The organism is Amycolatopsis acidicola (genome assembly GCF_007713735.2).
Classification (GTDB): Bacteria; Actinomycetota; Actinomycetes; order Mycobacteriales; family Pseudonocardiaceae; genus Amycolatopsis_E; species Amycolatopsis_E acidicola.
Map to the genome: position 1 here is coordinate 46,884 of NZ_VMNW02000015.1, position 13,472 is coordinate 60,355.

At 69.8% G+C, this 13,472-nt stretch carries 12 protein-coding genes; 7 read left to right on the plus strand and 5 right to left on the minus strand.

Translation table 11 applies throughout. The features are described 5' to 3' along the window. The first annotated feature begins 29 nt into the window (after positions 1–29). Complete coding sequence (locus FPZ12_RS13195) at positions 30–995, plus strand: ABC transporter substrate-binding protein (protein WP_144746943.1); 966 nt, start codon at positions 30–32, stop codon at positions 993–995. Here the strand turns inward: FPZ12_RS13195 and FPZ12_RS13200 are convergent. Continuing rightward, positions 972–1,598, minus strand: a complete 627-nt coding sequence (locus FPZ12_RS13200) for a TetR/AcrR family transcriptional regulator (RefSeq protein ID WP_144746941.1) — start codon at positions 1,596–1,598, stop codon at positions 972–974. The genes FPZ12_RS13195 and FPZ12_RS13200 overlap by 24 nt on opposite strands. 64 nt (positions 1,599–1,662) lie before the next feature. On the opposite strand from FPZ12_RS13200, the gene FPZ12_RS13205 reads away from it, so the two are divergent. Both FPZ12_RS13205 and FPZ12_RS13210 read left to right on the plus strand, forming a co-directional pair. Further along, the gene (locus FPZ12_RS13205) at positions 1,663–3,033 is read left to right on the plus strand and encodes an FAD-dependent monooxygenase (RefSeq protein WP_144746939.1); all 1,371 of its coding nucleotides are present in this window, start codon (positions 1,663–1,665) and stop codon (positions 3,031–3,033) included. Positions 3,034–3,041: 8 nt separating this feature from the next. Continuing rightward, complete coding sequence (locus FPZ12_RS13210) at positions 3,042–4,700, plus strand: DNA repair helicase XPB (RefSeq protein WP_144746937.1); 1,659 nt, start codon at positions 3,042–3,044, stop codon at positions 4,698–4,700. 573 nt (positions 4,701–5,273) lie between these two features. Here FPZ12_RS13210 and FPZ12_RS13215 read toward each other — a convergent pair. Then, the gene (locus tag FPZ12_RS13215) at positions 5,274–6,026 is read right to left on the minus strand and encodes an arginase family protein (RefSeq protein ID WP_144746935.1); all 753 of its coding nucleotides are present in this window, start codon (positions 6,024–6,026) and stop codon (positions 5,274–5,276) included. A gap of 70 nt (positions 6,027–6,096) precedes the next feature. Here FPZ12_RS13215 and FPZ12_RS13220 point away from each other — a divergent pair, with 70 nt between their 5' ends. The 3 genes from FPZ12_RS13220 to FPZ12_RS13230 are packed head-to-tail and all read left to right on the plus strand — an operon-like array spanning position 6,097 to position 8,289. Further along, positions 6,097–6,672 (plus strand): hypothetical protein, encoded by a 576-nt coding sequence (locus FPZ12_RS13220; protein WP_144746933.1) that lies wholly within the window; start codon positions 6,097–6,099, stop codon positions 6,670–6,672. 41 nt (positions 6,673–6,713) lie between these two features. Continuing rightward, complete coding sequence (locus FPZ12_RS13225; protein ID WP_144746931.1) at positions 6,714–7,469, plus strand: DUF4253 domain-containing protein; 756 nt, start codon at positions 6,714–6,716, stop codon at positions 7,467–7,469. 25 nt (positions 7,470–7,494) lie between these two features. Next, a complete protein-coding gene (locus tag FPZ12_RS13230; RefSeq protein ID WP_144747005.1) occupies positions 7,495–8,289 on the plus strand; it encodes a DUF72 domain-containing protein in 795 nt (264 codons plus the stop codon). A 62-nt stretch (positions 8,290–8,351) separates the two neighbouring features. On the opposite strand, the gene FPZ12_RS13235 is transcribed toward FPZ12_RS13230, so the two are convergent. Further along, positions 8,352–8,924, minus strand: coding sequence for a type 1 glutamine amidotransferase domain-containing protein (locus FPZ12_RS13235; RefSeq protein ID WP_144746929.1), 573 nt, complete (start codon positions 8,922–8,924; stop codon positions 8,352–8,354). A gap of 100 nt (positions 8,925–9,024) precedes the next feature. Next, positions 9,025–9,996 carry a zinc-dependent alcohol dehydrogenase gene (locus FPZ12_RS13240; RefSeq protein ID WP_144746927.1) on the minus strand — a complete coding sequence of 324 codons (972 nt, stop codon included), beginning with the start codon at positions 9,994–9,996 and terminating at the stop codon, positions 9,025–9,027. Positions 9,997–10,070: 74 nt separating this feature from the next. Here FPZ12_RS13240 and FPZ12_RS13245 point away from each other — a divergent pair, with 74 nt between their 5' ends. After that, complete coding sequence (locus FPZ12_RS13245; protein ID WP_144746925.1) at positions 10,071–11,006, plus strand: o-succinylbenzoate synthase; 936 nt, start codon at positions 10,071–10,073, stop codon at positions 11,004–11,006. Here the strand turns inward: FPZ12_RS13245 and FPZ12_RS13250 are convergent. After that, entirely contained in the window at positions 11,003–13,375 is a 2,373-nt protein-coding gene (locus tag FPZ12_RS13250; RefSeq protein ID WP_144746923.1) for a xanthine dehydrogenase family protein molybdopterin-binding subunit, read from the minus strand. The two genes, FPZ12_RS13245 and FPZ12_RS13250, sit on opposite strands and share 4 nt — an antisense overlap. Positions 13,376–13,472 lie beyond the last annotated feature (97 nt).

Consider the following 13,472-nt stretch of genomic DNA (forward strand, 5'->3'; position numbering starts at 1 on the left):
GATTTCGTGTCGCTCGGCAGGGGGGTCGAATGCGGGGAGTAGCGATCATGGTGGTCGCGGCGCTCCTCCTCGTGACCGGCTGCAGTGGCCCGTTCGGCTCCGGCGGCTCACCCGATCAGAGCAGGCTGGAGCGCACCGACCTGCGGGTCGGGGTGGGTAACCCGATCGATACCGCGCCACTGCGGATAGCGGTCGCGGACGGTTCCTTCACCCGGATGGGCCTGCACCTCGAGCTCGTCGAGGAACAGAACTCACAGAACGCGCTCGATGACCTCGCGGCCGGAAGGGTCGATGTGGCGTTCGCCACTGATGTGGCCTTTTTCACCGCCGCGGCGGCCGGAACCGCGCTCCAGCTTCAAGGTGAGGCTTATACTTCCGCGCCCTACACCGACGTGCTCGTGACGCTGCCGGGCTCGGGCTATACCGACCTGTCGAGCAAGAAGTCGCCGAGGATCGCGGTGGACTCGGCCACCGACTTCGGCGCGCTGGCCACCCGGTCGATGATCGCCACCGCGGGCGGCGATCCGACCAAGGTCAAGTTCGTGACCCGCACGTTCGACCAGATGCCGGCCGCGCTGCAGAGCGGCGCCGCGGACGCCGCGTTGATGATCGAGCCCTACAGCACCAAGGCGCAGCAGGAGCTGGGCGCACGCGTGCTCGCCGACTCCTCGCGCGGCGCCACGATGGACTTCCCGGTCAGCTCGTACGCCTCGACCGGCCTGTTCGCCCAGGCGAACGCGCACACGCTGGCCGCGTTCCGACAGGTGCTGGGCGACGCGCAGCAGCGCGCGTCGGACCAGTCGGTGGTGCGCGCGGCGTTGCCACGGGTGGCCGGGGTGGACGACACCACGGCCGCGCTCGTCGCGCTCGGCGTGTACCCGACCTCGCTCAACGGCGTGCGCCTGCAACGCGTGGCCGATCTGATGCACGACACCGGAATGCTCTCGCAACGGCTCGACGTGCCCTCGCTGCTACCGAAGGCCGACACTCCCTAGCCCGTCCTCCAGCAACGAAAATCCTTGCGCGGCCGCCTCGACGGCGTGCTCGTAGCAGTCGTCCGCACTTGTCCCGCTCGCGATCCGCTCGTGGTTGGCCAAAGCCAGCGTCCACAGCACCGAGACGACCGGCGCCGCGGCCAGCCGCGCGACGAGCGGGGTCAGGCCGGCGGTTTCGGTCAGCGCTTCGGCTAGCTCCCGCTGGCCGTTGCCGTTGAACTGCAGCATCCGCGCCGTCAACGACGGGGTCCGCAGGACGAGGTCGTAGATCCCGAAGATCTCCGGCACGTCGTTGAGCCCGGTGATCGGGTCGCGCGCCGCGAGCCCGGCGAGGAAGTGCTCGCGCAGGGCCGCCACCGGGGTCACGCCGTCCGCGCGCGCCCGCACGACCCGGCCGCTTTCCGTTTCGTGGTCGGCGAACCGCTCGATGACCAGGTCCTCCTTGGTCGGGAAGTAGGCGAACAGGGTGCGCCGGGAGACCTCGGCGGCGTCCGCGACCTGGGTGATCGAGACCTGGTCGAACCCGTGCTTCAGGAACAGCTCGATGGCCGCGTTGGAGATCGTTTCGCGGGTTCGCAGCTTCTTCCGTTCACGCAGGCTCATTGGCAGAGGTTAGCACTTGGTGCTAATTTGCACTTAGTCTACTTTTGCACTGGGAGGAGTTTTCATGGACGTGCTGATCGCGGGGGCGGGCCCGACCGGGCTGACGCTGGCCAACGAGCTGCGCCTCGCCGGGCTCGACGTGACCGTGGTGGAGCGGCTGACCGAACGGATCGAGCAGACGAAGGGCGGCGCGATCCAGGCGCGCACGAGCGAACTGCTGGACATGCGCGGCCTGCTGGACCCGATGGTCGCCAGATCACTGCCGCGCGACGAGGTCGGTGGCCACTTCGCGCTACTGCCCGTTCCACTCGACGCAACCCCTTGGCAGACAAGGCATCCCTATCCGATCTCCATTCCACAGTGGATGATCGAGGAGGAACTGGAGCGTGCCGCCGGTGTGCCGGTGTTGCGCGGTCACGAGGTCACCGCCGTCGAGCAGGACGAACACGGGGTGACAGTGACCGCGGGCGGGAAAACCTTGCGCGCCAAGTACTTCGTCGCCTGCGACGGCGCGCACAGCAGCGTCCGGAAGCTGCTCGACCTGCCCTTCCCCGGGCAACCGGGCACCTTCCGTGCCGTGCTCACCGACGTGCGGCTGTCGTCGGTCTCCGAGCTGGTGCCCGAGAAGTCCGGTCACATCAGCACGCTGACCCGCGAGGCCGGCGACTACTGGGGCATGCTCGTCCCGGTCGGCGACGGCAGGTACCGGTTCACCTTCGGCGGGCCCGACGAACCGGACGTGCGGACAGCGCTGCGGATCATCTACGGCGAAGAGACCGTGCTCGAAGAAGTCCTGACGTTCTCGCGGTTCGGCGACGCCACCCGCCAGCTGGAGAACTACCGGCAGGGGCGGATCTTCTTCGCCGGGGACGCCGCGCACATCCACCCGCCCTACGGCGGGCAGGGCCTCAACCTCGGCGTGCAGGACGCGTTCAACCTCGGCTGGAAGCTCGCCGCGAAGATCCGCGGCGAGGTCGACGTACTGGACACCTATCAGGAGGAACGGCATCCGGCGGCCGCGCGGGTGCTGCACCACACCTCGGCGCAGCGCGTGCTGGCGAACCACGACCGGCGAGCGGATGTGGGCGCGTTGCGCGACATCTTCACGGACCTGCTTCGCCTGCCGGACACCAACCGCTACCTCGCCGGAATGATGTCCGGCCTCGACGCACCCGGCCGCCTGCCGGACTTCGACCTGACCACCGCGGACGGTCCCGGCCGGCCGGCGGAGCTGCTCCGCTCCGGGCGCGGGCTGCTGCTCGACCTCGGCGACCACGAGTGGCCGTCCGGCTGGGCGGGCCGGGTCGACGTGGTGCGCGCGAAGGCGGACGTGGAGTTCGACGCACTGCTGTACCGGCCCGACGGCCGTGTCTGCTGGTCAGGCGAAGGCCCGGTGACCGACGCGCTGACGAAGTGGTTCGGCGGCGCCGTATAAAGGAGGACGTGACTGATGGCCCGCTGATCGTCCAATCCGACAAGACAGTGCTGCTCGAGGTGGACCATGCGCAGGCCGGGGACGCCCGGATAGCCATCGCGCCCTTCGCCGAGCTGGAGCGCGCGCCCGAGCACGTGCACACCTACCGCGTCACCCCGCTCGCGCTGTGGAACGCCCGCGCGGCGGGGCACGACGCGGAGCAGGTGGTGCACGCACTCACCACGTATTCGCGCTTCCCGGTCCCCCAGCCGCTGCTGATCGACATCGTGGACACGATGGGCCGGTTCGGCAGGCTGCAGATCGCGAACCACCCCGCGCACGGCCTGGTGATGACCACGACCGACCGCGCGGTGCTCGAAGAAGTGGCGCGCAACAAGAAGATCAGCCCGATGCTGGGCGCGCGCGTCGACGACGACACGGTGATCGTGCACCCGTCCGAACGCGGCCGGCTCAAGCAGGCGCTGCTCAAGGTCGGCTGGCCCGCCGAGGACCTGGCGGGCTACGTCGACGGCGAAGCGCACCCGATGTCGCTGGACGAGCAGGGCTGGGCGCTGCGCGACTACCAGCGCAAGGCGGCGGAAGCGTTCTGGGCCGGCGGCTCGGGCGTGGTCGTCCTGCCTTGTGGCGCGGGCAAAACGCTCGTCGGCGCGGCCGCGATGGCGGAGGCTCAAGCGACCACGCTGATCCTCGTCACCAACACCGTGGCGGGCAGGCAGTGGAAGCGGGAGCTGATCGCGCGCACCTCGCTGACCGAGGAGGAGATCGGCGAGTACTCCGGGGAGAAGAAGGAGATCCGGCCGGTCACCATCGCGACGTACCAGGTGGTCACCCGCAAGACCAAGGGCGAGTACCGGCACCTGGAGCTGTTCGACTCGCGCGACTGGGGGCTCGTGGTCTACGACGAGGTGCACCTGCTGCCGGCGCCGGTGTTCCGGATGACGGCGGACCTGCAGTCCCGGCGGCGGCTCGGGCTCACGGCCACGCTCGTGCGGGAAGATGGCCGCGAGGGCGACGTGTTCTCGCTGATCGGCCCGAAGCGGTACGACGTGCCCTGGCGCGACATCGAGGCGCAGGGCTGGATCGCGCCCGCGGAGTGCATCGAGGTGCGGGTGACGCTGACCGACAACGAGCGGCTGCTGTACGCGACGGCCGAGTCCGACGAGAAGTACAAGCTCGCGTCGACGGCGCACACCAAGACGGCGGTCATCAAGTCTATTGTGGACAAACATGCCGGCGAGCCGACGCTGGTCATCGGCGCGTACCTCGACCAGCTGGAGGAGCTGGGCGCGGAACTGGAGGCGCCGGTGATCCAGGGCTCGACGAAGAACAAGGAACGCGAGGCGCTGTTCGACCGGTTCCGCCGCGGCGAGATCGACCGGCTCGTGGTGTCGAAGGTGGCGAACTTTTCGATCGACCTGCCCGAGGCCTCGGTGGCGATCCAGGTGTCCGGCACCTTCGGCTCGCGGCAGGAGGAGGCTCAGCGGCTGGGCAGGCTGCTGCGACCGAAGGGCGACGGACGGCAGGCGCACTTCTACTCGGTCGTCGCGCGGGACACGCTCGACACCGAGTATGCCGCCCACCGCCAGCGTTTCCTGGCGGAGCAGGGTTACGCTTACACGATCAGGGATGCCGACGCCTACTTGTCAGACGAAACCGGCGGCCAGTAGGCGAAGCAGCGCACACCACAGCACCATCGCAGGGACGCCGACGCCTACCTGCCCGGCGAAACCGGCGGCCAGTAGGCGAAGCAGGGCCACGACACAGCACCATCGCAGGCACGCCGACGCCTACTTGTCAGACGACATCGGCGGCCAGTAGGCGAAGCAGCGCACACCACAGCACCATCGCAGGCACGCCGACGCCTACTTGTCAGACGACATCGGCGGCCAGTAGGCGAAGCAGCGCCACGACACAGCACCATCGCAGGCACGCCGACGCCTACCTGTCAGACGACATCGACGGCCAGTAGGCGAAGCAGGGCCACGACACAGCACCATCGCAGGCACGCCGACGCCTACTTGTCAGACGAGATCGACGGCGAGTAGGCGAAGCAGCGCCACGACACAGCACCATCGCAGGCACGCCGACGCCTACCTGTCAGACGACATCGACGGCGAGTAGGCGAAGCAGCGCACACCACAGCACCATCGCAGGCACGCCGACGCCTACCTGTCAGACGACATCGACGGCGAGTAGGCGAAGCAGCGCACACCACAGCACCATCGCAGGCACGCCGACGCCTACCTGCCCGGCGAAACCGGCTGCGAGTAGAGCAGCTCGTGCAGCAGCGCGGCCCGGTTTTCCTGGTCCTGCACCGGAATCCACGGGCACGCGATGTGCGTAGCGATGACGTTGCCCCCGGCCCGGATCGCGCGGACGGCTTCGACCACCGCGGACTTCGACGGCCCGCCCGAGACGGGGAACCGCAGCCCCGGCAGGTCGCCGCTGTCGATCACATCGACGTCCACGTGCAGGATCACCGGCCCGTCCGGCGCCCGCGCTTCGGCCAGCGGCACGTGCCGGACCTGCGCGGAGGCCAGGTACACCGCCTCCGCCGGGTCGAGGTCCCGCGCGTCCACCAGCGTCGCGTTTTCCTCCGCGAGCGGGCGCAGACCGAGCCTGCCGAGCGCGTCGGGCGCGGCGCCGAGCAGGAACCGGAGCGCCATGCCGCCGAGGTAGCCGGAGGTGGAACTCTCCGGGGTGTGCACGTCGCCGTGCGCGTCGAGCCACAGGACGGACGGGCTCAGGCCGGCGCGTTGCACACCGGCGAGTACACCGAGCATCACCAGGCAGTCCCCGGAAACCACATTCGGCATCTTGCCCACGCGGATCTCCCCGGCGACCTCGTCGGCAAGCCAGTCGTACAGCTCGGCCATGCGCGCCCACCGGTCGGTACCGGCGAGCTGAGGTGCGAGGGGTAGTGCGACGGGCACCGGGAGGGTTTCCGGCGGGAGAAGTTCGTCCTGGTGGAAAGGCACGAGGATGGGCTTCACCCGGCGAGACTAGCGACCCGGGGCCGGGAAGCGAAGCATGATTTTACGTCGGCCGTGGAACTCTGGGCTCGTGACGCAGCACGGGTTCCCTACCTCGGCGCTGCTGCCGCGCTACGTGACAGCGCTCGTCGCCGCCTGCGCGGCGGGCGTGATCAGCACGCTGGGCAGCGCGCATTTCTTTGGTGCGCAAGGAATTCAGCGGGCGGTACCGGCGTTGCTCGTCGGCGCGGTGATGATCATCCTGGTGCTCGCGGTCGCGGCCTTCCTCGTCGCGCGGCACGCGGACGGCGAGACCATCGAGCGGATGTCCCGGCACCTCTTATGGGTGGTTTTCGCGATCGCGGCGGTACCCGGGCTGATCTGGTTCGTCCTGTGGATCTCCGGCGGGAGCGCCCAGTCCCTGTTCGGCCTGGCGGCGATCGCGCTCGGCGGGCTGCCGCTGGTCGTAGCGAGGCGAAAACCCGCCGCACTACCGCTGACCACCGGTTTCTGCCTGCTGGTCGCGGTGCTCGCGCTCGTGTTCGGCGAGCGGCTTTTCCTGCTGCTGCCCATCTCCGTCGCGGTCACCGGCGGCTGGATGCTGACGCTGGCGCTGCTCGGGTACGCCCGTCATCGCCGGACCAAAACTGTCGTACCCTCGAACTAGTGTTCGGACGCGTTGGTGAAACGAACCGCCGAGGGGACCAGATGACGATCACTTCCATCGACACCGCACCGGCTCTCGACCTGCCCGCGGGCCGGTGGCACGGGCCGATGTGGCTGTCCGACGAGCCGCTGACCGAGCCCGGCCGCTTCCGGGACTGCATCGCGGCGTTCGAACGCTCCGGGCTCTGGCCCGTGCTGGTGCCGCACGACGAGCGCTTCGCGGCCAACGGGGAGGACTGGATCGACGACCGCGGCAGGCTCGCGCCCGCGCTGCACGAGGTCGAGGAGATCGACGTGGCGGAGACGCTGAGCCGCTGGTGGGATCCGTTCTGCTGCACGGGCGGCACCGGTTGCCTGCGCCCGTACGGGGCCGCTTTCCCTGGCCTGGCAAGGAAATCCACGCTCCGGGTCGACCCGCTGGCGGAGGCGGGGAACACGGGGTCGATCCTGGCCCGCCGCGGCACGTACCGGCTGGGCCTGGTGCGCGTCGAGCGTCCGGCGGACGTGCCGGCCGCGCTGGGCTGGACGGGCATGATCAAGTCCACCGACCAGGTCGCGGTCATCTCCGCCGTGCTGCGCAGCTGGGAAGACCGGTTCGGCGCCACGCTGATCGTGCTCGGGTTCGACGAGCTGGAGCTCTCGGTTGCGGCGCCGCCGCGGTTGCAGGGCCGCGCGCTGGTGGTGGCGGCCGAGCACCGGGCGTTCTCGGAGCGCAGTTTCTCCGGCCAGCCGGGCAACCTGCGCGAGTACGCGAGCGGGCTCGTGCACCGCAGGCACTGGCGTTTCTCCTGGGACTAGGGAGGTTTCCATCGCGGAACTGAGGATCGGCACGTCCGGCTGGCGGTATCCGCCGTGGCGCGGTGTCTTCTACCCCAAGGGGTTGGCGCAGCGCCGCGAGTTGGAGTACCTGTCGCGCCAGGTGAACACGGCGGAGATCAACGGTTCGTTCTATTCGCTGCAACGGCCGGAGCGTTACCGGGCCTGGGCGGCGGAGACACCGGAGGATTTCGTGTTCGCCGTCAAGGGCGGGCGTTTCATCACGCACATGAAGCGCCTGCGGGACGTGGAAACACCGTTGGCGAACTTCTTCGCCTCCGGTGTGCTCGCGCTGGGCCACAAGCTCGGCCCGATCCTCTGGCAGCTGCCGCCGAACCTGGCCTACGAGCCGAAACAGCTCACGGCCTTCTTCGACCAGCTGCCCCGGACGGCGCGAGCGGCCGCCGCGCTGGCCCGGAAGCACGACGACAAACTCAAGGGGGAAGCGCACACCAAGCCCGGCCCCGACCGGAAGATCCGGTATGCGCTGGAGGTCCGCCATTCCAGTTTCGAGCACCCCGATTTCCCGAAACTGCTGGCGGACAACGACATCGCCTGTGTGATAGCCGATTCGGCAGGCACCTGGGTCACTCTGAAGGAGGTCACGACGGAGTTCGTGTACGTACGTCTCCACGGTGACAAGGAGCTGTACGCCAGCGGCTACAGCGAACGAGCGCTCGAGGGGTGGGCAGAGAAAATCCGTTCCTGGCAAGGAAAAGACGTTTACGTGTACTTCGACAACGACATGAAGGTGCACGCCCCGGCCGACGCGATGGCGCTGGCCGCGCGTCTCGGCGGCTGAACACCCACGAAGGCCCGAAGCGCGCTCCCCGAGTGAACACGCGCCCCGGCGCCTTCGCTTGCCTAGGCGCTCGCCGACTGCTTGGTGTGCTTGCCCTCGGCGATTTCCTCCACGAGTTTCGCGCAGAAAGCCGGCAGATCGTGGGGATTGCGGCTGGTCACCAGGCCGTTGTCCACCACGACCTCCTCATCCACCCATTCCGCGCCGGCGTTGCGCAGATCCGTCTGCAGGCTCGGCCACGAAGTCAACCGCCTGCCGCGCACCACGTCCGCTTCGACGAGGGTCCACGGCGCGTGGCAGATGGCCGCAACCGGCTTCTGCTGCCGGAAGAATTCCCCGACGAACGAAACAGCGCTTTTGTCCGTACGCAGGAAATCGGGGTTGGCCACGCCGCCCGGCAGCACCAGACCGTCGTAGTCCCCGGCGGACGCATCTCCGATCACCTTGTCCACGGGGAACGTGTCCGCCTTGTCGAGGTGGTCGAAGGCCTGCACCGTGCCGGACTGTGTGGAGAGCAGCTCCGGCGTGCCGCCGGCCTCCTTGACCGCCCGCCACGGCTCGGTCAGCTCGACCTGTTCGATCCCTTCGGGCGCCACCACGAAAGCAACTCGTTTGCCCGCGAGCCGGTCAGCCACGTCGCACTTCCTTTCGTTCCGTCGAAAAGTGTGTTGACCTGGCAATACCCGCTCACCCGCCGGGGCGAAACATCGTGCCGGACGTGACCGCGCCGCGGGCTCAGTCGAAGGAGATCCAGGACTTCCCCGCCACCGACCGGACGCTCGCGAACGCCTCGGCGGCGTCGGCCAGCGGGAACCTGGCCTGCAGCACCTTGCCCGGCGTGATCCGGCCCTGGCCGAGCACGGCGACGGTGTCCGCGAAGTCCGCCGGGTGGTCGTAGATCAGGGATCCGCGCACGGTCAGCTGCCGGTACACCAGATCCGCGCTGGTCACCTCGATCGGCCGGTCGCTGATGCCGACGAGCAGCGCCGTCCCGCCCGGCGCGAGTTTCGCCAGCCCGGCGTGCAGCGCCTGCGGTACCCCGGAGGTCTCGAACAGGAAGTCGAACCCGTCGTCGGACTCGCGCACCAGCTCGGCACCGAAAGAGCGCGCCAACTCGGCCCGGCCTTCGTGCGGTTCCTGCACGGTCGCGATCGCGCCGAGCTCCCGCAAAGCCAGGCACAGCAACAATCCCTGCGATCCGGCGCCGACGACGAGGCACCGCTGGCCGGGCCCGGCACCGGAGCGCCGGATGGCCGAGCGCGCGACGGTCAGCGCCTCCGTGCACACGAGGTCGTCCAGCGCGACCGTGGCGGCCGCTGGCCAGGTGAACTCCGCGGGCACGGCGACGTACTCGGCGAGCAGGCCGGGGTGGTTCATCCCGACGATCACCCGGTTCAGGCAGGCCGACGTGAACCCCGCCACACAGGCGGGGCAGCGGCCACAGCAGTAGTTCGGCTCGATCGCGACCTGCTGCCCGACCGTTCGGCCGGTGACCTCGGCTCCGGCCGCGACGATCTCGCCGACGCCCTCGTGCCCCATCAGCCACGGCGTCTCCGCCACCCGGCGGCGGCCGGAGTACACCGCGAGATCCGAGCCGCACAGCCCGAGCCCGCGCATCCGGACCACCACGTCACGCGGGCCGCACTCCGGTTCCGGCAGGTCGACCAGCCGCATCGTCTCCGGCTCGGTCAGCACAACCGCCCTCATCAGACCACCTCCACTCGCATCGTAAGGCTAATTAACCAAAAGGTCCATTAGCGGGTGCTGAGACAATCACCGGCATGGACTTCGTCTACGCCATCCCGATGCGCAACCGGTTCCGAGGCATCACCCTCCGCGAGGGGGTCCTGCTCCGCGGCGCGGCCGGCTGGGGCGAGTTCTGCCCGTTCGCCGACTACTCCGACGCCGAGAGCGCTCCGTGGCTCGCCGCCGCCGTCGAGGCGAGCGAGGTGGGCTGGCCCGCCCCGGTCCGCGACCGCGTGGAGGTGAACACCACGGTGCCGGTGGTCGCGCCGGAGCGGGCACGCGAACTCGTCGCGGCGTCCGGCTGCCGGACGGCGAAGGTGAAGGTCGCCGACCCCCGTTCGTCCATTGTGGACGACTGTGACCGGGTCGCGGCGGTGCGCGACGCGCTCGGCCCGGCGGGCGCGATCCGGGTGGACGCGAACACGGCGTGGGACGTCGACACGGCGGTCAAGGCGATCCGTGAGCTGGAGCGCGCCGCGGGCGGACTGGAGTACGTCGAGCAGCCGTGCCCATCGGTCGAGGAGCTGGCAGCCGTGCGGCGTCAGGTGGATGTGCGCATCGCGGCCGACGAATCGATCCGGCGGGCGGAGGACCCGTTGAAGGTGGCCGTCGCCGGTGCCGCGGACGTCGCGGTGATCAAGGTTTCCCCGCTCGGCGGCGTCCGGCGCGCGCTCGAGGTGGCCGAGGCGTGCGGGCTGCCGTGCGTGGTTTCCTCCGCGGTGGAGACCAGCGTCGGCTTGGCGGCGGGGCTGGCGCTGGCGGGCGCGCTGCCGACGCTCGACTTCGCCTGCGGGCTCGGCACCCGCTCCCTGCTGACCGGCGACGTCACGAGCGCCTCACTGTCCCCTGTGGACGGTTACCTGCCAGTCCTCCGCACGGCACCGGAACCCGATGTGGCACAAGGCTTCGCCGCCGACGACGCCACCCACGCGGCCTGGCTCGACAGGCTGGCGCGGGTGCGCGCGCTTTAGGCAACGGCCTCGTCGGCATCCGCCGAGGCGGATTCCGAACGGACCGGCAGGGTGTCGAAGGCGGCGGGCGGTTCGCGCCACGGTGAGATCGGCGAGCCGCCGCGCGCGGCCTGGATCGCCTTCCACACCCGCTGCGGCGTGGCCGGGATGTCGATGTGCCGCACGCCGAGGTGCCGCAGCGCGTCCACCACGGCGTTCTGCACCGCCGGGGTGGACCCGACCGTCGCGGACTCACCGATTCCCTTGGCGCCCAACGGATTCCGCGGCGACGGCGTCTCCGTGTTGGACGCTTCGAGGTTCGGCACGTCCGCTGCTGACGGCACGTGGTAGTCGGCGAACGTCGCGGTGATCGGGTTTCCGTCCTCGTCGTAGGAGACCTGCTCCCACAACGCCTGCGAAATCCCTTGCACCGCACCGCCGTGCTGCTGTCCGCGCACGATCAACGGGTTCAGCACGCGACCGCAGTCGTCCACCGCGATGTGCCGCAGCGGCCGCACGTAGCCGGTCTCGGTGTCCACCTCGACCACGGAAACGTGCGCCCCGAACGGGAAAGTCGCCCCGCCCGGCTTGAAGTCCGTCTCCACGGCGAGGGGTTCGCCGTCGTCCTCGGCGGCCTTCGCCAGCTCGGCCCAGCTCATCGTCGCCGTCGGCACGCCCGCGACGCCGATGCGGCCGTCCTCGGTCAGCTCGATGTCCTCGACCGAAGCCTCCAACCGCGACGCCGCCAGCTCCTTTGCCCGCTGCAGCACCAGATCCGCGGCCTGCCGGATGGCGCTGCCGCCGACCTGCAGCGAGCGCGAACCACCCGTCCCGCCACCGCGCGGCACGGCGGCGGTGTCCGACTGCAGGAACGTCACCGACTCCATCGGGATGCCCAGCAGGTCCGACACGATCATCGAGAACGACGTCGGATGCCCCTGCCCGTGCCCGGAGGTGCCGACCTTGATCGACGCGCCACCGTCCCGCCGCACCTCGACGGACGCCCATTCGCCCGCGCCGCCGCCGGTGATCTCGACGTACGCGCTCATCCCGATGCCCAGCAACACCGGCTCGCCGGCTTCGATTCGCCGCGCCTGTTCCTCGCGCAGGTCCTCGTACCCGGCCAGCCGCAACGCTTCGCGCAACGGCAGGTCGTAGTCGCCGGTGTCGTAGCCCGCGCCGGTCACCGTCGTGTAGGGGAATTCCTCCGGCCGCAGGAAGTTACGGCGGCGGATCTCGGCCGGATCCAGGTCCAGCTCGGCCGCGGCCAGGTCCATCAACCGCTCCAGCATCGCGGCCGCTTCGGGACGCCCGGCGCCACGGAAAGCACCGACCGGCGCGGTGTTCGTCAACGCCGCTATCCCGGCGTAGGCGATCTTCGGGATCCGGTACACACCCTGCGACATCGTCCTCGTCGGGCCCAGCGCCAGCGCGCCACCGAAGCCCGCGTACGCGCCCGCGTCGCCGATCACCCGGCACCGCAGGCCGACGATCGTGCCGTCCGAACGCAACCCCAGCTCGCCGAACTGCACCTGGGCCCGCCCCTGCGGCATGGCTTGCAGGTTCTCCGACCGTGTTTCGGTCCACCGCACCGGTTTGCCGAGGCGGCGCGCGGCCTCGATCACGACCGCGTGCTCGGGGACCACGCCGACCTTGCCACCGAAACCGCCGCCGACGTGCGGGGTCACCACGCGGATCCGGTCGGCGTCCCAGCCGAACACCTTCTGCACCGCGGATTTGAACCCGTGCGGCATCTGGGTGGAGACGTGCACGGTCGCGTCGAACTCGTCGTCGGCTGGCACGACCGCGACGATCGCGTTGCCCTCCATCGGGGCGACCGCGAGCCGCTGGTTCTCCATCCTGGCCCGCACGACGACGTCGGCGCCGTCGAGCACGGCGGCCTCGTCCTCGTCGCGCTCACCGGCGGCGATGTTCGAGCCGAGCTCGGGAAACTGTTGTGGCGCATCGGGTTCCAGCGCGCTCTCGGGGTCGACCGCGACGGGCAGCGGCTCGTAGTCGACGTCCACGAGCTCCAGCGCGTCGGCCGCGGCCACCGGCGTCTCGGCGACGACGGCCGCCACCGGCTCGCCGACGAAACGCACCCGCTCCGTGGCCAGCGGGCGGCGCGCGCACTGCGCGTTGACCTCGATGAACACCGGCAACTCCGGCATCCCGAGGTCTTCGGCCGTGTAGACGGCGACCACCCCGGGCGCCTTCGCCGCTTCGGTCACGTCGATCGAGTTGATCAGCGCGTGCGCGAACGGCGAACGCACGAACGCCACGTGCAACGCGCCCTCGATCTGCAGATTGCCGACGTAGGTGCCGTGGCCGCGCAGCAGCTCCGGATCCTCGACCCTGCGTACCTCGGTGCCCAGCAAAGATCCCGCCATGATCCCGACTCTAACGCCGGGACGAGCTCATGAACATGTGGAGCAGCTCCAGCTCAGGGTCGCGGATCCGGGTCCGCTCAGGGCCGATCCCCGATGT